Origin of the sequence: Shewanella sp. KJ2020 (genome assembly GCF_024197625.1) — a bacterium.
In the GTDB taxonomy this organism is placed as follows: Bacteria; Pseudomonadota; Gammaproteobacteria; order Enterobacterales; family Shewanellaceae; genus Shewanella.
This window is the reverse complement of the sequence record NZ_JAKUKD010000027.1, coordinates 102,286-122,228: the sequence shown is the minus strand read 5'-3', so window position 1 is coordinate 122,228 and position 19,943 is coordinate 102,286. Positions and strand designations below refer to the sequence as shown.

The 19,943-nt window shown below is 46.4% G+C and carries 17 protein-coding genes and 2 pseudogenes; 9 read left to right on the top strand and 10 right to left on the bottom strand.

Going from position 1 to position 19,943, the window contains the following annotated elements; all coding sequences use genetic code 11:
• Positions 1-60 precede the first annotated feature (60 nt).
• Positions 61-786, top strand: a complete 726-nt coding sequence (locus MJO46_RS14655; protein ID WP_253989937.1) for a hypothetical protein — start codon at positions 61-63, stop codon at positions 784-786.
• A 363-nt stretch (positions 787-1,149) separates the two neighbouring features.
• Here the strand turns inward: MJO46_RS14655 and MJO46_RS14650 are convergent, their stop codons facing one another.
• Positions 1,150-1,821, bottom strand: coding sequence for a MarC family NAAT transporter (locus MJO46_RS14650; RefSeq protein ID WP_253989936.1), 672 nt, complete (start codon positions 1,819-1,821; stop codon positions 1,150-1,152).
• Between the two features lie 360 nt (positions 1,822-2,181).
• Here MJO46_RS14650 and MJO46_RS14645 point away from each other — a divergent pair, with 360 nt between their 5' ends.
• A complete protein-coding gene (locus MJO46_RS14645; protein ID WP_253989935.1) occupies positions 2,182-2,820 on the top strand; it encodes an ERCC4 domain-containing protein in 639 nt (212 codons plus the stop codon).
• Between the two features lie 28 nt (positions 2,821-2,848).
• On the opposite strand, the gene yjjG is transcribed toward MJO46_RS14645, so the two are convergent.
• Positions 2,849-3,532: a pyrimidine 5'-nucleotidase gene (yjjG, locus tag MJO46_RS14640; protein WP_253989942.1), complete on the bottom strand. Its 684-nt coding sequence runs from the start codon at positions 3,530-3,532 to the stop codon at positions 2,849-2,851.
• Positions 3,533-3,931: 399 nt separating this feature from the next.
• On the opposite strand from yjjG, the gene MJO46_RS14635 reads away from it, so the two are divergent.
• Positions 3,932-4,837: a LysR family transcriptional regulator gene (locus tag MJO46_RS14635; protein ID WP_253989934.1), complete on the top strand. Its 906-nt coding sequence runs from the start codon at positions 3,932-3,934 to the stop codon at positions 4,835-4,837.
• Positions 4,838-4,841: 4 nt separating this feature from the next.
• On the opposite strand, the gene MJO46_RS14630 is transcribed toward MJO46_RS14635, so the two are convergent.
• A complete protein-coding gene (locus tag MJO46_RS14630) occupies positions 4,842-6,140 on the bottom strand; it encodes a restriction endonuclease (RefSeq protein WP_253989933.1) in 1,299 nt (432 codons plus the stop codon).
• A gap of 295 nt (positions 6,141-6,435) precedes the next feature.
• A pseudogene (locus tag MJO46_RS14625) lies at positions 6,436-6,899 on the bottom strand (Fic family protein); the annotation flags it as partial.
• A 114-nt stretch (positions 6,900-7,013) separates the two neighbouring features.
• On the opposite strand from MJO46_RS14625, the gene MJO46_RS14620 reads away from it, so the two are divergent.
• On the top strand, positions 7,014-8,336 hold the full coding sequence (locus tag MJO46_RS14620; RefSeq protein WP_253989932.1) for an ATP-binding protein: 1,323 nt from the start codon (positions 7,014-7,016) through the stop codon (positions 8,334-8,336).
• Between the two features lie 173 nt (positions 8,337-8,509).
• Here the strand turns inward: MJO46_RS14620 and MJO46_RS14615 are convergent.
• Both MJO46_RS14615 and MJO46_RS14610 read right to left on the bottom strand, forming a co-directional pair.
• A protein-coding gene (locus MJO46_RS14615; protein ID WP_253987867.1) for an IS3 family transposase occupies positions 8,510-9,738 on the bottom strand; the annotation gives its coding sequence in 2 pieces (ribosomal slippage) (positions 8,510-9,396 and positions 9,396-9,738; 1,230 coding nt in all).
• 28 nt (positions 9,739-9,766) lie between these two features.
• Positions 9,767-9,925: pseudogene (locus MJO46_RS14610) on the bottom strand (DUF4172 domain-containing protein); the annotation flags it as partial.
• Positions 9,926-10,215: 290 nt separating this feature from the next.
• Between MJO46_RS14610 and MJO46_RS14605 the strand changes: the two are divergent.
• Positions 10,216-11,004, top strand: a complete 789-nt coding sequence (locus MJO46_RS14605) for a sulfotransferase family protein (RefSeq protein WP_253989931.1) — start codon at positions 10,216-10,218, stop codon at positions 11,002-11,004.
• Between the two features lie 128 nt (positions 11,005-11,132).
• Here the strand turns inward: MJO46_RS14605 and MJO46_RS14600 are convergent, their stop codons facing one another.
• The 4 genes from MJO46_RS14600 to MJO46_RS14585 form a co-directional block, all read right to left on the bottom strand.
• On the bottom strand, positions 11,133-12,557 hold the full coding sequence (locus MJO46_RS14600) for an MFS transporter (protein ID WP_253989930.1): 1,425 nt from the start codon (positions 12,555-12,557) through the stop codon (positions 11,133-11,135).
• Between the two features lie 43 nt (positions 12,558-12,600).
• Positions 12,601-13,665: an aminoglycoside phosphotransferase family protein gene (locus MJO46_RS14595; RefSeq protein ID WP_253989929.1), complete on the bottom strand. Its 1,065-nt coding sequence runs from the start codon at positions 13,663-13,665 to the stop codon at positions 12,601-12,603.
• Complete coding sequence (locus MJO46_RS14590; RefSeq protein WP_253989928.1) at positions 13,658-14,530, bottom strand: NTP transferase domain-containing protein; 873 nt, start codon at positions 14,528-14,530, stop codon at positions 13,658-13,660. The genes MJO46_RS14595 and MJO46_RS14590 overlap by 8 nt, the downstream gene beginning before the upstream one ends.
• Before the next feature lie 139 nt (positions 14,531-14,669).
• A complete protein-coding gene (locus tag MJO46_RS14585; protein ID WP_253989927.1) occupies positions 14,670-16,112 on the bottom strand; it encodes a hypothetical protein in 1,443 nt (480 codons plus the stop codon).
• A gap of 244 nt (positions 16,113-16,356) precedes the next feature.
• Here MJO46_RS14585 and gmk point away from each other — a divergent pair, with 244 nt between their 5' ends.
• Genes gmk through MJO46_RS14565 form a run of 4 tightly spaced genes read left to right on the top strand, consistent with a single transcriptional unit; the run spans position 16,357 to position 19,876 of the window.
• Positions 16,357-16,980 (top strand): guanylate kinase, encoded by a 624-nt coding sequence (gene gmk / locus MJO46_RS14580; RefSeq protein WP_198782018.1) that lies wholly within the window; start codon positions 16,357-16,359, stop codon positions 16,978-16,980.
• Positions 16,981-17,038: 58 nt separating this feature from the next.
• Complete coding sequence (rpoZ, locus tag MJO46_RS14575) at positions 17,039-17,317, top strand: DNA-directed RNA polymerase subunit omega (RefSeq protein WP_007651394.1); 279 nt, start codon at positions 17,039-17,041, stop codon at positions 17,315-17,317.
• A 44-nt stretch (positions 17,318-17,361) separates the two neighbouring features.
• On the top strand, positions 17,362-19,467 hold the full coding sequence (spoT, locus tag MJO46_RS14570; RefSeq protein ID WP_253989926.1) for a bifunctional GTP diphosphokinase/guanosine-3',5'-bis pyrophosphate 3'-pyrophosphohydrolase: 2,106 nt from the start codon (positions 17,362-17,364) through the stop codon (positions 19,465-19,467).
• 25 nt (positions 19,468-19,492) lie between these two features.
• Complete coding sequence (locus MJO46_RS14565) at positions 19,493-19,876, top strand: RidA family protein (RefSeq protein ID WP_253989925.1); 384 nt, start codon at positions 19,493-19,495, stop codon at positions 19,874-19,876.
• The last annotated feature ends 67 nt before the right edge of the window (positions 19,877-19,943 follow it).

The following is a 19,943-nucleotide window of genomic DNA, read 5'->3' as shown; positions in this document are numbered from 1 at the left end:
GGGTCTTCGATGAGTTTCAAGTGTTCAAATAAGGACATGGATTAGGCTCAGTAGAATAACATGCCCGATCAGATCATGCAGATACGAAGAAGTTCCCTACTGTTAACAAAGTATGATCCCGCCCTGGATATGGTGAGGTGGGCTGAGGGTTACTTTTTAGAAAAGAAAATTGTACTTTCCTATACAGTTGATCCAGCCTCGGGAGTATACAAATCACCTGATAGAGCCTCGTTCGAAAGTGGACTTGCGCTGTATAAACAGCAATATGGCAATGAGCTATTATTGGTCCGCAATATGAAGGATGCATGGCGGAGTGTAATTCAGAGACATGAAAACAAGAAAAATGGTAAAGTATCAATTACCTACCCAATTTCTACGCAGCATCACTCTACACTCAGAAAATTGGCGGTCGATGCGAACTTGCCACAGAATCAAGTCCTAGAAAGTCTGATTGATAAAAACTTCCAAAATTTAATAGCTCAAAAAGAGATCGCAAAAAGCATCGAAAAGGAAAAAAGGGATGCAGCAAAAGCCGCCAAACAAGCGCTAAAAACACCACCAATTGATAGTTATCTTATGTTCCAGAAAAGTAATGAAGAAAAAGATCAGCAGATTGATATATTATCTAATGATGTTAATAATTTAATCAGCTACTGCAACGAGTTACTTGATCTCATTGAAAGAACATCTAGCCTTTTCAGTAAAGATGAACAAAAAAAATACCGACAGCTAACGGAAAAACTCAGCAAACTAAATGCAAATAAAGTTGATGATACAAAAAGCTAAGGATCAACAGTAATTTGGCTTATTTCATTCCCAAACGGCTAATCTAGGAATTCACCCTAGCCATTTTCAACTGGTGGGTATATCGGTGGGTATCAATGCGAATTACCAAGAAACAAAGCACACTAGCTATTGTTAAATAATGGTTTTATTGAAAATAAAAACATTCAGATCCAAAACGTTGAATAGTGTGTTGTGGCGTTTAACTGCAATCTAATAAATAAAAACCCTGATTTATCAGGGTTTTTATTTGGGTTAACTCAAATCTAATGCACTTTTTACCCAAGTTTTAGGCTAATTGGTGGGTGTGATTTAGCCCAACGCTTGCACATTCGAGTATTTGAGGGCAAGTGTTGACTCTGGATGCTAGCCCTCCGTAGCTAGCGTTACCTGCTGGGACTGAGTATGGAAAGCGGGATCCTGTGCGACTTCTTTTATGCCATTAATACAAAATTGCATTCCCATACAAACAAGTAGAAAACCCATGATCCGCGTCATAGCATCAATCCCCGTAGCGCCGAGGACTTTACAAACGGGATCCGCCAACTTAAGTACGCCCCAACTGATCAGGCTCATTAAAGCAAAAGCCGTCACCATACCGCTATAAATAGTAAAACGGCTATATTCCTCCGGCAGTTCGGCAATTTGAGCCGCGCCACTAATCACTAATGCCATAGTCCCAGGACCACACATACTGGGCATAGTCAGCGGAACAAAGGCAATATTCTGATTAATATCAATATTATTAGCTTGTGTTGGCGCAGGGAACAGCATCCTAAAACCAATAAAACCAATAATCAGCCCGCCCGCTAAACGTAAGCCCGGAATCGAAATGCCAAATAACTCCAAGATTGAAGAGCCAATAAAAAAGCAAATGCACAGGGTACAGAATAGATAAATAGCGGCTAAATTCACCTGTTGGCGCACATGCTCCCGCGACATTCCCTTGCTAAGTCCGAGCAATAGCGTCGCAGTGGTGGGGGGATTAACCATTGGCAATAGCGCCAATAAAGCTAAGATCACGACTTGAAAATACATGTTATTCCTCGACTGATAGGGTCAATGTTTAGCTAAACAGTAACTACCTAATGCATAGTATTCTATGCCTAATTAATGAAGCAAAACGTAACACTTGCTCACAGCGCCATAGCTATGCGAATTAAAAAACTAAATCAAAGCGATAAGCTACTGTTAACACATTCGAATCGATAATACTGATATTCACTCATGGCTAGCTCACGTTGATTTTCTCGTTCTGCATTATGGCGACAGGTCGAACTGACGCACTTCATCTTAAACTGAGGATTCACAAAGCTGAAGACAACTTTGGTACTTGCGGCTCAGCTGACTACACTCATAAACAATCCTGAATGTGTCACTCGGCTGAGGTCAATAAAATTGGCTGCAGATATAATCCCCCTCTTTTATGACGATAGAGAACATGCAGAAACCATCCTCGATGAGCTGTCACTGCACGAAGATCTCTCGCTCATCAAAAAACGCCTAAAATTGGGTGATTATCAACTCAATGATTGGCTGATTGAACGCAAAACCTTGCCCGATCTTGTGCAATCTCTATGTAATGGGCGCCTATTTTCACAGGTTGCCAGATTAGCAGCGAGCCCAAGTCATAGCGCTCTGCTCATTGAAGGCTGTACTCAAGATATCGCAGGTTATCAGATCCGCAGAGAGGCGCTTATCGGCGCGCTGTGCTCCATTTCAATCAATTTTCATATCCCAATACTTCGCAGTTTATCGCAAACTGAAACCGCCAAAATACTGTATTTTTGCGCCACTCAGTTAAATCGCAGAGAAAATGAATTAACCCTCACGGGACGTAAGCCCAAACGCAAGAAAAACCAGCAACTGTTTATCTTGCAGAGCCTTCCCGAGGTCGGACCCAAGCTTGCCAGCAGGCTGCTGTACCACTTCAAAAATATCGAGGCCGTTTTCACCGCTCCCGAAGAGGCATTAATCCGAGTCGAAGGCATAGGTAAGGAAAAAGCCCGAAAGATCCGTGAAGCGCTAACAGATTGATAGAGCTGCTATTTGTAAATGATGCCGTTTACACCCCAAGCAACAAGCTATGCAGTTCTTGATGGGAGCGCACTTGATAGTGAGGCGCGATCCCCGCGGGCACATCGTGGCCGTGGACGTTATACCAGCAGGTATGAATCCCCGCATTGATGCCGCCTTGAATATCGGAATGGGGGTTATCGCCGACCATAAGCACAGTTTCACGCTCAGGATGCCCCATCAATTCAAAGGCATGTTCAAAAATGCCCACATCGGGTTTTGCCATACCCACTTTTTCTGAAATCACTAAAATATCAAAATGATGCTGCAAGCCTGTACGCTCTAAGCGCACGGTTTGTAGCTCGGTAAAACCGTTAGTAATGATACCTAATTTGGCCTTACCCTGCAGCGCGGCTAATAACTCACGGGCACCGGGTAGAGGAGAACAAATTTCGGCCATAGCCGCTAAAAAGGCACTATTAAGCGTCATTGCTGATACCGCTAATTTGGCCGCCCACGCTTCGAAACGTGTAATTTGCAATTCGGCGGCAGTTATCTTGCCATCTTGATAATCGACCCAAAGTGGTTTGTTAACTAACTGATATTCATCAAAATCGGCTTGAGTAAAATCGACCCCAAAACCGGCGAACATCAGTTTAAGCCCTGCAAAGGCATCGAAATAAAATAAGGTTTCGTCAGCATCGAAAAGCACCCAAGTATAAGGTGCGGCCATGAAATTAGCTTGGCTTGAGGACAAGATAACACTCCTAACGACAGATAAAATGTACTGATTAATCAGTAAAAATCTAAAAAAACAAAACAGTCGCAGCATTGAAAACCGCTACGCCGTACCCGATTAACTAAGCCCGAGATAAAGCAGGAGCATCATTCAAATGGGGTAACGAACTTACAAAACCCGCGACCACATTCTCTTAGTGGGGCATATTTTTTGTTGCAAAATAGTCTACAGTCTTTGTCTATGATTGATAATACCGTACTAATGCAACCTATCGTTGAGTATAACTCAACAGTAAACACCTTCAATCCTCTCAATCACTCAGAGAGTTAAATCGAAGGTTGATAAAAATCTAATGGTAATTCAGCCATCTAGCTTAAAAATAATGGAGCACACATGGAACATTTTTCAGCTCTGCCGATTTTTGTCACTGTGGTCGAATGTGGCAGTTTTTCCGCTGCGGGGCAAAAACTCGGGCTAAGCAAATCGGCCATCAGCAAACGCATCACTCTGCTAGAACAGCATTTAGGGATTCAACTATTACAACGCACTACGCGCAGCTTGAGTCTAACAGACGCGGGGGCGCGTTATTTCGAGTATGTTCGCCCTGCGGTGCAGCTTACCCAAGAAGGATTAGATGCCATCTCCGAACTACAGCAAACGCCTAGAGGCAATCTGCGGATTTCGGTGCCTATGGTATTTGGTCGCTTATATATTGCACCATTAATAGCTGAATTTTTAAGGCGTTACCCAGATATCCAGCTACAAATGCAGATGGATGATAAGACTACAGATTTAATCTCAGGTGGCTTAGATTTAGCCATTCGTATCGGCGAACTACCCGACTCCAGCCTTATCGCCCGCAAGTTGGCACCTTGTTTAAGCGTCATTTGCGCCTCACCCGAGTATCTTACTCGCCACGTTGCGCCACAAACGCCGCAGCAACTTAGCCAACATAACTGTTTGTTTTACTCATATTTTCAAGATGGTGTGGAATGGACCTTCCACAGTCCAGAAGGGACGCAGCGTATCCAGCCTAAGGGCAACTATCAGGTCAATAATAGTGACGCCATCCATCAGGCTTGTCTCGATGGCCTCGGCATCGCCAACCTACCGCGCTTTATTGCTGAGCCCGATCTGCAAACCGGGCGTTTACAAGCGTTACTCACGGACTATCCGCTACCCGAACATGGCATTTACGCCGTGTATCCACAGCGAAAACATTTGCCGACTAAGGTGACGGTATTGATTGAGTTTTTGATGGAGAAGTTGGCGATTTTAGATTCCATATCCCCTTTATAGCAACCTAGATATTTAATATCTCTTCAGCTTGCCTTTGCTTTAATCGCGATGGATACACTGTATCCATCGCGATTAAAAACTCTACAACATTCGAATACGCTTCACTTTCATATACTAACTTAGCGACTTCCTCTGCAAGCCTTCGTCCATGGATCAAAATAATTGGATATTTGTCTTCAATCACTTCACGTTGAACCGAGTCAGAAAAATAACTGGTGGTTACATACACTCCGAGCCAACCACGCTTCAAACGTGCCACTGTACGAGCAATGTGATTACCACCCGTTGGCATATTGAGTGACTCACATTTCGCCTGACCTAACACAATCAACTCCACTTTGGAGAATCCACTACCCAAAGTCACCTTACCGATAAAATCGGCACCACCGTCACCCGAGCCTTGAGTCACCCAGCCTTTTTGATAAATGCCAAGGTCCCTATCTATTACACGCTCTGCAATCACCTCAGCGAGCGCCTCAAATCTATGCTTCTTGTTAGCGTAGTAATCATAAATTTGATTTAAAATTTTGTCTGACTCAGAACCCGGAATAGGCTTTTGATTCACCGTTTTTTCTAAACTCAGTTTAGAAACCCGACGACGCAGCTTATTAAGGGCATTACTGCCTTCATTTAGCCATTGCCGCCAACTTTTAGGCGCTGTTTGATTGGTAATCGCTAGCGAGAAAGCTTTTTTACGGCGGTTATTTATCCAGTCCCATTCGAACTTTTCATGCTCTGCAGCGATACAAAGCACGGTAAAATCAAACGCATAATTAGTAAAAGTTCGAGCTAATTTATTGCCCCACAGGGTCACTAATTCAACACTGTTAATGATCCCCAATCCATAAAATTGCGGATAGCCTTTAGCTACTCCATTAACTATCGCCCGCTTAAAAAACAAGATAGGTGGAGTAAATAATCTCTCGTCCACATTGTGTGAATGCGCTAATCGAAAAGCTTCGAGTAGCGCTTTGTTACCTGGTGCAGTAGCAGGATCTTTACCAGGTTCTTTATTGTCACCAAAGTAGCGGATATGACCGTTATCAACGTCATAAAAATCTTCCCAGGGTGTTTCTATTGAACCTTTCTTATTTGGACTACTGGAAATGAGTATTGCCGGGCGGACGAGTTGACCCAAGCTGGTTTTAATCTTGGCACTAGGGTTTATTCCCTTTTCAAGCTGCAGATTGTTGGCTTCGATTGATTTGGTTAGAAAATGGAAATTAAGGTAGCCATCTTCATACATGTTTTCTCCACATGCTGGCTTTTTATATCTCAGTACATCACCAATCTGAATTTCCATTATTCGTCACCAATCCTTACTCAATAAGCTTGATGAAATATAACATACTGATATTTAATTAAAAGAAGCGTATATATCAATTGTGAGTATGCGCTTGTTCAACTGCTAATTTGCCCCCATTCAAGGCTTACACTGAAGTTGACGCGATACGAGGGCTGCATAGCGGAAAATGGTATCGATAAGCAGGCCCTCTGCGCCATGGATGGCGCGGTGGAGCCCTCATGGAAGAGTTTACGGCGTGCCTGCGGGCGATACCATTTTGTGGCAACTGTTGAGCCTTAAATCTAAGCACTCACTACTTCCCACTCGGCAATAAGTACCTCGTACTTCGGCCGCCGGCGTCGGCTTTCACTAAAAAGCCTTGTTCGACCATTTGCGTAAGATGACGGGTGGTGGTGGCGCGACTCACCTTAGCGACCTTTTGATACTGGCTACTATTCATCCCTAGTTCAAAATCGCCATCTAACATCCGATTGAGCACTTGGGCTTGCTTTTGACTCAATAAAGATTGGTCAACACTTTGCCAATACTGCGTTTTCCGCAGGGTCCTGTTCACATCTGTCATCGCATTGAGTAAGCAATCATTGAGGGTTTCAAAAAACCAGACTAACCAAGGAGTAATATCGACATTGCCCCTTTGGGTAGACTCTAAAATGTCATAGTAGGCTTGGCGACGGGCAAGAATACTGACCGACATAGCGCCAAAGCTAAATCGGTCAATAAACGCGTAATTCGCCCATTACCATCATCAAGCGGGTGTCAAATACATTTTTACGCGCATAAAAATGAAAAAAATAACACTTTTATGCGCGAAAAAGTGTTGTATAGGTTATAGTATAAACCTGTTAACGATCTTAATAGGCAGGAAAGACAATGCAGCGCACCTTACTCAACGCCTTAATTGCATGGAAAAACCAACCTATGCGTAAGCCATTATTGATCGATGGTGCTAGGCAAACGGGTAAAACGTATCTGCTGCAAGAGTTGTTTGGTAATACATTTGTCAACGTCCTTCGTATCGACTTTCTTGAAAACCCAGCTTACAAACAAGCGTTCGATGGCTCATTGTCTCCTGACGAGCTATTAATGAACATTGAGCTGTTGACTAACCAGATGTTCAACCCAGAAACCGATCTGCTGATCTTAGATGAAATTGGCGAATGTGAACGTGCCGTTACCTCACTCAAGTATTTTGCTGAAAAAGCACCTTCCTATTTTGTCGCGGCCAGCGGCTCGAACATTGGTTTGCTCAACACCTTTCCCGTTGGCAAGGTAGAGCAATACAATTTACGACCACTGACCTTCCAAGAATTTATTTACGCATCAAACGAACAAGCGCTGATCAAAGTCTTTGAAGCCAAGGCAAGCACAGCGGCAGTACACACTAAATTGATGGAGAAACTAACAGACTACTTTTTTACAGGAGGTATGCCGGAAGCGGTTTCTGCTTGGTATCAGTTTAAAGAATCAAGCATTTTAGAGCGTGTTGAAAAGGTATCTAAAATTCATGCCGATTTAGTTGAAGGTTACCGCCGGGATTTTGGTAAATACGCTGGCAAGGTCGATGCCACACTGATTGAATCGGTGTTCAATAGCATTCCAGCACAGCTATCACTTGTGAGCGATGAATCCGTTAAACGCTTTAAATTTAAACACGTGCATGAGCGTAAATCTCGTTATAGCGATTTTGAAACCGCAATTCATTGGCTTAACTGTTGCCGCTTAGCCTTGCCGAACTATCCTATTGAAGGGTTGCCGAAATCGCCTCTGGCGGCCTATAAAAAAGAAAATATGATCAAACTGTTTATGTTTGATGTGGGCCTACTCAATCATATGCTGGGTAGCAGTTATAAAGAGATCAAGCAACAAAACTATGAATACAAAGGATATGTAGCAGAAAACTTTGTGCAGCAAGAACTCTCTGCCATTGGTATTAACCCAAGTTATTCATGGAACGACGCCCGCGCCGAAATCGAATTTATTTTGGCAACGAATGAAGGGGATATCATCCCTGTCGAAGTAAAAAGTGGCAAACGCACAAGAGCTAAATCGCTACAGTCATATATAGAGAAATGCAATCCACATAAAACGATCAAGTTGACAGGAACTCAAGGTTCGTCGGCCCTTGAGCAAAAACATCTCGTTTTTCCGCTGTATTACACTGAGCATGTCGTTAAGAAACACTTATTAAGCTAAATGATCCGTCGCCAAGCAATCTCAAACGGCTAACTTCAACAACTTGAGGTTGCTTAGCCATTTATTTAGCGAATTAAGCTCATTGCAACAACCGATTTCCCACTCGGCAATAAGTATCTGGTACTGCGGCCGCCGGCGTCGGCTTGTCCCGTCCTAAGATAGGTTGACAGTTTTTAGGCCAGCTCCAGTAGCTGGCCTTTTCTATTGTGCACCTGATTAGGGGTTGCCATATTCAAACTCAGATGCGGTCTCATATCGTTGTATATTGCTATCGATTCTCTAACAAGTATCTTCAGCTCCGCAAATGTCCTACATCGGTGCAGTAAAAACTCCTGCTTCAGTATGCCATTCACTCTTTCTGCTAATGCATTTTGGTAGCAATCATAACCATCCGTCATTGACGGCTGGATTTGGCTCGCCTGAAGCGCATTCTGATAAACTGCTGAGCAGTATTGTAAGCCTCTGTCTGAGTGATGCACCGCGTTGCCAATATAGCGTTTATCTTTTATGGCCATTTTTAACGCTTTCACCACACTCTCGGCTTTCATGTCTTTACTCACGTGATGACCGACTATCTTACGAGAACTCGCATCGGTGACCAGTGACAGGTAGTGCACACCTTGGTCTGACTCAAGATAGGTGATATCGCTGACCAGTACATGCCCTGCATCATGTAGTCCTTCCTCTTTCAGCAGATTAGAATGCTTCTTCATCCAGTGTTTGCTGAACGTGGTTTTTGTGTAGCTTTTCTTCGGTTTAACCAGCAAACCTTCACTTCTCAAATAGGTAAAGAACCCATCTCGCCCGAGTTTAATATCGTGTTCAACCAGCTTGGATTTTATCAACGAGTAGAGCTTACGGGCCCCTAACCTTGGCATATATTTACGCCAGTACTGGACCCAGTCTTTGATGACCGATAGCTCAGCTCTACGACGTTCCATTCGAGCAACTGCCTGATAAATACCTTGCCTCGACATACCCGCAGCACGACATGCGGCTGCGAGGTTTATTTCTCCGTTGCCTTTTGCTTGCCAGACGTACCGGATAAGTACTTTTTTTTGAGGCCAGCTCCATATTCATTGTCCATGATATCAACCATGCCATTGAGGATTTGGTTGCGCAGTTTCTCTTCTGCTAACTCACGTTCAAGGCGCTTGATCGTTTCGGCAGGGGTTTCTTTTGACTTAGGCATAAGGGGATGCTGAAAAGGTTTCGACCAATCGAGTCTACCATGTTTTCGAAGCCAAACGAGTACGGTTGAACGGCCTTGAATACCAAAACGGCCTTGGGCTTGTTTGTACGTCATTTCGCCTTTTTCAACACGCTCTACAACGCCTAATTTAAAGGCTAAGGTGTAATCTCGTTGTGTGCGCTTACGGCTTGAGTTAATTGATGTTGTCATAAAGAAGTCCTCTTTATGTCAACGTATTTCAGGACGGGACAGCTTTTACTAAAAAGCCTTGCTCGACCATTTGCGCAAGATGACGGGTGGCGGTGGCGCGACTCACCTTAGCGACCTTTTGATACTGGCTACTATTAATCCCTAATTCAAAATCGCCATCTAACATCCAATTGATTACTTTAGCTTTTGATTAAGGTTCACTTATTTGCCTCACAAAATGAGTCGATTAACAAACCTATTCGCCTCACACAATGAGGCAAATAATATCGGCAATCGCCTCTCCTAGCCCAAATGCTTCTAGCATAAAAGGATTTATACTGTTGATTGCCTCTACAAAGCAATACCGACGCAACAGCTGCTTTGCGCTGCCAAAACCTACTCACTGCGATATACTGCCAACGTTGAAAAAACGCTAATGTTAAAACCCAATTTACACACCAATCGCGACCACGCTGACAAGAATGCTGAGCCCAATCCATGCCTGATAACGCAACTATTGCCACCCTTACCGATTCTCAAGGGCATAACTATCGTGCAGATGTGCGGCTCAATCAGCTACAGTGCGATTCAACTAAACCAAATGAAATCAAGCCAAATGCAATTAAGCATGAGTCGGTGATTGCCGAGCATAAACAGAAGGTTATTTTTATCGGCTTGCCCCGCACTGGGACGACGAGCGTGAGCGTGGCGCTATTGGAACAAGGCTTAAAAGTGGCGCATATGGCCTTTACCAAAGCCGCTTTTATGCAGGCAGATGCGATTTCCGATGCGCCTTGTTTTAGTGATTTCAAGCAATTGGATGGATTATTTCCCGGAGCCAAGTTTGTTTATCTTGACCGCGAGTTAGACTCTTGGGTGTCGTCGATGCAGATGCTGCTGGGCCGGATGTTGCCACATTTGGATGATAAGACAGGCCGTTTTCATCCTATTATGAAGCGCAGCTTTCGCCATACCTTTGGCGTAGGTGTAGTCGAGAATCCACAGGATGAACAACATCTTATCGATTGTTATCAACGCCATAAAACAGAGGTAGTTAACTACTTTGCTAGGCGAAATAACTTCTTGAGTATCGATGTTAGCCAGCAAGGTGCTCTCGGTCAGCTATTGGCTTTTATGGGCCTAGCCGCTACCGAAAATCAGCAGAACTTTCCTAAGCTCAATGTCGGCCGCAATGTGGCCAGTTGGGATGAATATAAACACCCGAATAAGATCAGCGCCAATGCCTCTGGGCCAGACAAGCGTAAGTTCTTTGATTATAAGATTTAGGGGCTAGGAGCTAGGGAATAGAGCCTAGAGTTTAAATACACAGAGCTGGATCCCCACATTCGCGAGGATGACGGCTTAAAAATCAAGGGCGCTACGCTCTTCCTAGAACCTAAAATCTAAAATCTAAATTACTCATTATTTTTCCGGCGTTTTACCACAGTCAACCAGTCAAGGCTCACGCCGGAGATCGCATTAAAACCGCGGATACGGAAGATAAGCTGGAGCAACTGCGGCCTTGGCCGCACCTTAGGCTCCACCGCACGCGGAATAAACCATAATGTCACGAATGCACGCAATATGGTCGAAACCAAAAACACCACAAAAATCGGGCTACTGAGCCAACTATTCCAGCCTGACCAGACTAAAAATTCCGCCGCATGGGTGGCAATTGTGCCGCCAACCATCGCCCCCACAAACACCAATCCCGCGCTAAGTGCGGCCTGTAGGGCGGCGTAAGTAGCAAAGTCACTGCGAAAGGGACGAATATCGTAAAGGTAATTGGCGGTACTTAAGGTAAAGCCGCTCCATGCTAGGCCAGAGAAAGCTTGGATAGCTAAGATATACAAATAGTTATCGGAGAATAGCCATAACAACGGCAAGCTTGGGATCATACAACTGGTGATAATCATCACCAAACGATTACCGAATTGATCACTAAATCTGCCCCAAAACTTCAGAGTCACAAACTGCGTCGCTATCGATGCCACACTGGCTAATACAAACTCAAAGTAAGTAAATTTTAAATCTTCCAACATATATACGGCAAAAAACGGTGCCGAGATGGCGACCATTGCCTGCATGCTGGCGACAAATAAACTATATTGGCGAAAGGTTTTATCCTTCCATGCGCCGCGAAAATTGCCCAAGGTCTGGACAAATACCCCGCGCTGTTTCGGCTCGCGGGGATCGGGATCGTGCATCTGCAGCAATAACCAAGCCGACACAAAACGCCCCATGGCGGCAATTGAAAACAACAAGGTAAAGCCCAGCCACGCCATCTGCATCGAATCGGTAAAGGTCAGAATGCCGCCACCAACAAAAAACACGCTTAAGGATGCGCCCATGGTGAGTCGCGTGCGTGCGGCAAAAAACGCACCGCGGCGGCGTTCGGGCACGATAGAACCCATCCACGCCCGCCAATGGGGTTGAATTAAATTGATAAATCCATGGTAACCAACGGCTAAAGCAATAAAGATCCATACAGCCTGTTCAGGGGCGAACGCGGCTAGCGCACCCATAGCCAACACAATACCGGCTTGAAAGGTCGCGCAAAACACAATAAAAGTACGGCGGGAGAAATGGCTCGCGAGCCAAACGGATAAGAGTTGGGAGAGTGCGCCAAAAAGCTGTGGTAATCCAGTGACAAAACCCATTTGCGCTAGGCTGGCACCGAGAAAAATGGCATAGGCATTGAAAAAGTTATCGCTGGTTGCCGTCATCATAGACGAGGCAACGGCCTCCTGTTGCGAGCGGCGCAGGGTACATCTTAACCACAAATTGCGTTCGCTACGCCGCGAATAAGTTGATGCTGCTGGTGTCGCAGTGGAGTCCATACCAAAACACCTATATTCACGCGCTGATATCACCCAGCGCTAGTTAAAAATTGGCTTTAAGTTCAACCTCTTGATCGAGCAAGCTTTGGTACAGAGTAAACTGATTGGCCGCGCGGTCTAGATTATGGCCTTCACGGTGGATATGGAAATACACATCACCATTCAAATAATCCGTTAAAAAACGTACACCTATCATCAGGCAAATCACCCGCGCGCCGAGCCATAAACTGCGTTTTTCGTCTTCCGTTAAGACGTCACCCAACTCGCTCAAATAGCCACGGCAAATCGCGGCGAAAATATCTTGGCGCACTTGGACTTTATCCAAGGCCGTAGAGTCTTCTTCCTCAGGCGAGCAGAAAGTGCGCACCATATCGCCAAAGTCATACATCAGATGACCCTTCATGCAAGTATCTAAATCGATAATCGCCATGCTGGACATATCGCGCTTATCGAAGAGCATATTGTTGATTTTGGTGTCGTTATGGCAAATTCGCAGCGGTAGTTTAGGGGAGATTTCCGCTAACTCATCCAGCAAAGCCTGCTGGGATAACGCATAATCGACCCAATGACGACAGAGCGCTAAGCGATGTTGACTATCGAGTTCAGCGGCCTGTTTTAGCAAGGCCATACGCCCAGGCAAATGGTGAAACTGGGGGATCACATCTTCAAGCTCTGTCGCATCAAAATCACTCAAGGCCGAGGCAAAATGCCCAAAGGCCTTGGCCGCCATTTCCGCCTGCTCTGCGGATTTAACCACCTCAATGCTTAAGCTATGGGGTAAATAACTAATCGCACGCCAAAAACCCTGCTCGCCTAAATCAATGGCTAATTCACCCTCTTGGGTTAGACAAGGGCTGACGACTTTAAGCCCGTATTGCTGCTGCAATGACTTAGCGCATAAATGATGGCTAATTTTATCGGCATTGCTGACGAGTGCCTGTGGCGTCTTAAACACTTGGGTATTAATACGTTGCAGCACTAATTCGCCAGCAGGCCAACGCACTAATAAGGTGTCGTTAATATGACCATTACCTAACGCTGAGATTTTTGCCTCTGTGGCTTCAATTCCAAAATGAGGCAACACTGACTGCCTGATGAGTTTAATCACTCAATAACTCCGTTAATTTTTGTTTTACCCAGACAGTGTCCTGCGGATAAGTCACGCCAAGCCAAGGCTCAGAGGCAACATCGACATATACAGGCAAACCTTGATCAATCCCCGCCTGGACTATGGCGGGCAAGTAACATTCAGATTTAGGCAGTTTGCCCTGCTGGCCTATAAATGCCGTTAATTCCTGTTTAATAACATCAAAAATACTTGGGGAGAAGCCCCAGCACGTCATTGACACCAAAGACTGTGGCGGAAGTTTTGCCAATCCCCAAGGGCCTTCGCCGACAAAGCCATTATCCTGCGCTTGAATATTTAACCATTCGGCCACCGAGCGCAGTTGCCCCTGCTCAACTTGGCACAATCCACGATTGACCCCGCCATGTTCAGATAATGTCAGCTCAATAGGATAAGCCACCATCATCCAATGATTGGGTCTGGCGGTTAAGCCTTTGGCTAACGAGACAAAAGCGCTATCACCATAAAAATCATCGGCATTGATCACCGCCATAGGACCTTTTACCCAATCGCGGGCACACCATAGCGCATGGGCCGTGCCCCAAGGTTTAAGCCTGTGACTATAATCCGGCAACTGCACTGCCTCGGGCAAATCAGTGATGTTTTGATAGCAAAAATGATATTCAAAATCGGCGGGCAAAAACCGCGTCAATATCCCAGTTAATTCAGTTTCTAACTCAGGACGGATCACTAATACCGCACGCTTAAATCCACTGCGGATCGCCGACTGTATCGATAACACCAACATGGGCTCACCCGCGGGGCCGAGGGCAGCTAATTGCTTGTCGCCGCCAAAACGGCTGCCTAGCCCTGCCGCCATAATGACTAAGGTCAATTCAGTATTCATGTTGGATTGATATATTCAGTTCAAATTTAAAGGTGTTTCCCCAAACCACAGCGACCTAAACAACCTAAAGTACGGTTTGAGAAAAAGAGGAGCAAAAGTGTAATCTACCCCTCCGATTGTGACTAGAGTATCGGCGCCATTATTGGGCTAAATAATCAGCAAATGTACGATTTTGTTCCAAAATCGCTTGGCTACCCTTTAAGCTAAACTTGTAACCACATAGGCCAATGCTGCCGCGGCGGGCAAGGTCAACTATGATACCTGCGCTATCCAGCGGTGAAAACCGCGCTTCAGTTGCTGAATCCGCCTGCAAATCAACCGTCATAGGGCGATACTCAGTGCCATTATTAAACACTAAGGCGCGGCAGGTCTTATCCCCCTGCGCCGTGGCTAATGACCAAATATTTTGCGCTTTGCCCTGCTCACCCAACCAGCGCATGATCAACACATCACCTTCTAAGGCGACGGAAAAACCATCGGGCATCTCCAATGTCACTCTATCGCTTGCGATAGGGGCCGCAGGTATCGCACTGACCACTTGTTCCTGCGCCTGTTGATCACTACTTGGCCATAGTCCCCACACTAAAGCCACCAACATCAGTCCACCTAAACCTATTGCCGCAGGACGCCAATAACGGCGGTTCGGCATAGGAAACTTAGGCAACACTAAGTAACGGCGATAGGGCGAAAGAAACTCGATTAAACCACGGAGTAACTCCGTCATAGAGCCCGAATCTTTGTCCTCGGCGCGGCGACGGCGCATTTCTTCTGCATCTTCGGCCTGGCTAGCACTATGGTGCTCATCATCAGGATCAAAACGCCACACGGGCTCATCATTGAGTTCGGCGGGATCTAAAGAAGCCTGCCGTGAATTGCCGTGCTGTAAATCCACCTGCGCGAGATCCACATCAATCACTTCAATATGTGTTTGTTCCACGCGGCCTTGATGTGCGGGACGAAAATCTGCCTGAGCCTCAATAATGGCATCCTGCGCCACAAAATCCGCCGGATTTTGGGTCATTCTGGTTAATTCATCGAAACGCAATTCATCTTGGCGCAGCGCCTCCAAATCCACCGCTGCCAATGTGGGCGCGCCCGTAGGCTCGGCTTGGGCAGAGGTTGGCACCGTCGCAGCGGTTTTAGGGGCTAGCACAGGTTCTACCCGGCGACGGGGTATCGCCTGCGATGTGGGTGAATCTAATGCTGGGCCGTAATAGCCAAAACGATAATCCACTATGGTTGGCGAGGGTAAACGCGTGCCCCAAAAGGTTGCCCCAGCGGCTAACACTAAACCCAATACCGCAATGAAAGGCGGCGCCCCAACAATTAACAGCGCAAGATATACAGGAAGCGGTAATACTAATAACGCCGCTAAAAACTTAGGCTTATTGGCATCCATTAAACGGCGCAGGCTAGTTAATACCAGTAGGGGCAAACCTAATAGCGCCAATAAATACATTAAGAAATTCGCCCCAAACCCTGCAACAGCAAGGGAAATGCAGACATAAACGCCCACACTAATAGCGGCAAAACGGGGACGGGAATCACGCCCATGAAGGCAGAAAAGAGATTTTAACAGCACGACCCTTCCTTTATAGTTGAATAATCCAAGCGCAAATACGACTATCAGTCGTCGTATGGACACGAGCGTAACGAATTTAGCCGCAATTGTCAGTGTCTACGACCTTAGTCAGGCAAAAATGCCCATGAAATAGTAAATAGACCGCAATTGCCGGGCAACAAGCCCTAGCGTTTTTAAGGTCAAAATCGGTATAATGCTCGGCTTTCTGGGCCCTTCTTGCGTTAACAAACTGGATATTTAGCTCATGACCGCACGCGGAAATTTATTTATTGTGTCGGCACCCAGTGGTGCTGGTAAATCCTCGCTGATCTCGGCACTGCTTAAAGATAAGCCCGCCGATATGCAGGTTTCGGTATCACATACCACCCGAGCTCCGCGCCCAGGCGAAGTCGATGGACAACACTATCACTTTGTTAATGTTGAACAATTTAAAGCACTGATTGCTGAAAATGCCTTTTTTGAATGGGCCGAAGTGTTCGGCAATTACTATGGCACCTCACGCCATGTGATTGAGCATACCCTCACCCAAGGTATCGATGTATTCCTCGATATCGACTGGCAAGGTGCAAAGCAAGTCAAAGCTGTGATGCCAGAGGCCGTTGGGGTATTTATTCTGCCGCCATCAAAGGCAGAGTTAGAACGCCGCCTGACCGGTCGCGGCCAAGATAGCCAAGACGTGATCGCCAGCCGTATGGCGCAGGCGGTTTCTGAAATGTCACACTTTAAAGAATATGATTTTATTATCGTCAACGACGATTTTGACACAGCCCTCGCCGATCTGCGTGCCATCATTCGCAGTCAACGCTTAACGGGAGCTAGTCAGATCCACGCGCAAAATGATATGCTTAACGATCTGTTGGCAGGCTAACTGCCTTAGTGTACAATTTTGCGTCATTTTTTCCCTAGATAAACTGGAGTTTCAACACATGGCTCGCGTAACTGTAGAAGACGCCGTAGAACAAATCGGCAACCGTTTTGATATGATCCTGGTTGCGGCGCGTCGTGCTCGCCAAATCGCCGTGCAGGGTAAAGACCCTATGGTTGAAGAGATGAACGACAAACCCACGGTTATCGCCCTGCGTGAAATCGAACTAGGTTTAGTTAACGCTCACACCTTAGATGCCGATGAGCGTCAAACCGTGCGTGAACGTGAAGCCGCTGAAATTGCAGCGGTTGCAGCGATTGCTGAAGGTCGTTCACTATAAGCGTTATCGAGTAAAACCTGTTTAGGTAAAAGGAGAGCTGCCACTTGTATCTGTTTGAAGGTCTAAAGGAGTCTGCTTCCGGTTACTTAGAACCTGAACAGGTAGAATTGCTCAAGCAGGCGTACCAAGTTGCGCGTGATGCCCATGAAGGGCAGATGCGCACTAGCGGCGAACCTTATATTACTCATCCGGTTGCGGTTGCCCGCATCCTGGCCGAAATGCGTCTCGACCATGAGACGCTGATGGCAGCACTGTTACACGATACGATCGAAGACACCCATGTCACTAAGGATGACTTAGCCGAATTATTCGGTGAGTCAGTGGCAGAATTAGTCGAAGGCGTGTCGAAACTCGATAAGCTTAAATTTCGCGACAAGAAAGAAGCGCAAGCGGAAAACTTTCGCAAAATGATGATGGCGATGACGCAGGATATCCGCGTTATCCTCATCAAGCTTGCCGATCGCACCCACAATATGCGTACCTTAGGCGCGCTACGTCCCGACAAACGTCGTCGTATCGCCCGCGAAACCTTAGAAATCTACGCCCCTATCGCTAACCGCCTTGGTATCCACAATATCAAAACCGAGTTAGAAGACTTAGGTTTCCAAGCCTATTATCCGATGCGCTATCGGGTACTTAAAGAAGTGGTTAAAGCCGCCCGTGGCAATCGCAAAGAATTGATCCAAGGCATCGAAGCCGCTGTGTATACGCGCTTAAACGATGCGGGTATTCCCGGTAAAGTCAAAGGCCGCGAGAAAAACCTCTACTCCATCTATAACAAGATGCAGAGTAAAGAGCTGCAATTCCAAGAAGTGATGGATATCTACGCCTTCAGGGTGATAGTCGATTCCATCGACACTTGCTACCGCGTTCTCGGCGCCATGCATGGCCTTTACAAGCCTCGCCCCGGTCGCTTTAAAGATTATATCGCTATCCCTAAAGCCAACGGCTATCAGTCACTCCATACCTCTTTGTTTGGTCCACACGGCGTGCCCGTTGAGATCCAAATTCGTACCGAAGATATGGATCAGATGGCCGACAAAGGGGTGGCTGCACACTGGGCCTACAAAGGTGGGGCGCAAACGGGCCAAGGCACGACGACCCAAGTCCGTGCCCGTAAGTGGATGCAAAGCTTGTTGGAATTACAACAGAGCGCCAGCACCTCCTTCGAATTCGTTGAAAACGTGAAGACCGAGCTCTTCCCCGAAGAGATTTATGTGTTCACCCCAGAAGGTCGCATTTTAGAATTACCGGTTAATGCCACCGCCGTCGATTTTGCCTATGAAGTGCATACAGATGTGGGTAATACCTGCGTCGGTGCCCGCGTTAACCGTCAAGCTTACCCGCTGAGTCAGCCATTAATCTCCGGCCAAACCGTTGAAATTATTACCGCTAAAGGCGCACGTCCCAATGCTGCCTGGCTTAACTTTGTGGTCACCGGTAAAGCCCGCGCGAAAATTCGCCAAGTGCTGAAGAGCCTTAAGGGTGATGATGCGATCGCCCTCGGTCGTCGTCTGCTGAATCATGCACTGGGTAAAACCAAGCTCGACAGTATTCCTGCGGAACAGATTGAAAAAGTCGTCCGTGATACTAAGCATGCCAATTTGAATTCACTCTTAGCCGATATTGGCCTTGGCAATGCCATGAGCATAGTAATCGCCCAACGTTTGATTGGCGATAACCTTGAAAATCAAGAGAGCCGCGATGCCCACTTGATGCCAATCCGTGGCGCCGAAGGCATGCTAGTCACCTTTGCCAACTGCTGTCGCCCCATCCCTGGTGATGCGGTTATCGCCCACGTCAGCCCAGGCAAAGGCTTAGTGGTGCATATGGAAAACTGCGCCAACATCCGTGGTTACCAAGGTGAGCCAGATAAGTATATTCCCGTACAATGGGATAATGTTGATGGGGTCGAGTATCAAGCCAATCTGCGGGTGGAAATTGTTAATCACCAAGGCGCACTGGCCAAGATCACCTCGATTATTGCCGCCGAAGGTTCGAACATCCATAACCTGAGTACAGAGGAACGCGATGGCCGCGTGTATCTGATTAACCTGCGTATTTCGGTGAAAGACAGGATCCATTTAGCCAACGTGATGCGCCGTATTAGGGTGCTTCCCGAAGTGTTGCGCACATCCCGTAATCGTTAATTAACTCAATATTAGAGAGAGCGTCATGGCAGAAAAAATCATCATAGCGACCGACAATGCCCCTGCGGCCATCGGCACCTATTCACAGGCCGTTAAAGTAGGCAATACAGTGTATTTATCTGGCCAAATTCCGCTGGTGCCAAGCACAATGCAAATTGTGAGCGATGATTTTGAGGCGCAGGTTGTACAAGTATTTGAAAACTTAACTGCCGTTTGCACCGCTGCCGGTGGTTCGATCAACGATATCGTTAAGCTCAATATCTTCCTCACCGATTTAAGCCACTTCGCTAAAGTGAATGAAATCATGAGCCGTTACTTCAGCCAGCCCTATCCTGCCCGCGCCGCTATCGGCGTGAAGCAATTGCCGAAGGATTCACAGGTTGAAATGGACGGCGTGATGGAGCTGTAAGCTTCACCCGATATCAGAGGCGCTTAGGCGCCTTTTTTATTACGCCACATTCTTCCCCTTGCCTTTC

Excerpts from the sequence above, each read along its gene's own strand:
- MJO46_RS14655 (WP_253989937.1), top strand. The coding sequence starts at position 61 with ATGCCCGATCAGATCATGCAGATACGAAGAAGTTCCCTACTGTTAACA.
- MJO46_RS14650 (WP_253989936.1), bottom strand. The coding sequence starts at position 1,821 with ATGTATTTTCAAGTCGTGATCTTAGCTTTATTGGCGCTATTGCCAATG.
- yjjG (WP_253989942.1), bottom strand. The coding sequence starts at position 3,532 with ATGGCCGCACCTTATACTTGGGTGCTTTTCGATGCTGACGAAACCTTA.
- MJO46_RS14635 (WP_253989934.1), top strand. The coding sequence starts at position 3,932 with ATGGAACATTTTTCAGCTCTGCCGATTTTTGTCACTGTGGTCGAATGT.
- MJO46_RS14630 (WP_253989933.1), bottom strand. The coding sequence starts at position 6,140 with ATGGAAATTCAGATTGGTGATGTACTGAGATATAAAAAGCCAGCATGT.
- MJO46_RS14620 (WP_253989932.1), top strand. The coding sequence starts at position 7,014 with ATGCAGCGCACCTTACTCAACGCCTTAATTGCATGGAAAAACCAACCT.
- MJO46_RS14605 (WP_253989931.1), top strand. The coding sequence starts at position 10,216 with ATGCCTGATAACGCAACTATTGCCACCCTTACCGATTCTCAAGGGCAT.
- MJO46_RS14600 (WP_253989930.1), bottom strand. The coding sequence starts at position 12,557 with ATGGACTCCACTGCGACACCAGCAGCATCAACTTATTCGCGGCGTAGC.
- MJO46_RS14590 (WP_253989928.1), bottom strand. The coding sequence starts at position 14,530 with ATGAATACTGAATTGACCTTAGTCATTATGGCGGCAGGGCTAGGCAGC.
- gmk (WP_198782018.1), top strand. The coding sequence starts at position 16,357 with ATGACCGCACGCGGAAATTTATTTATTGTGTCGGCACCCAGTGGTGCT.
- rpoZ (WP_007651394.1), top strand. The coding sequence starts at position 17,039 with ATGGCTCGCGTAACTGTAGAAGACGCCGTAGAACAAATCGGCAACCGT.
- MJO46_RS14565 (WP_253989925.1), top strand. The coding sequence starts at position 19,493 with ATGGCAGAAAAAATCATCATAGCGACCGACAATGCCCCTGCGGCCATC.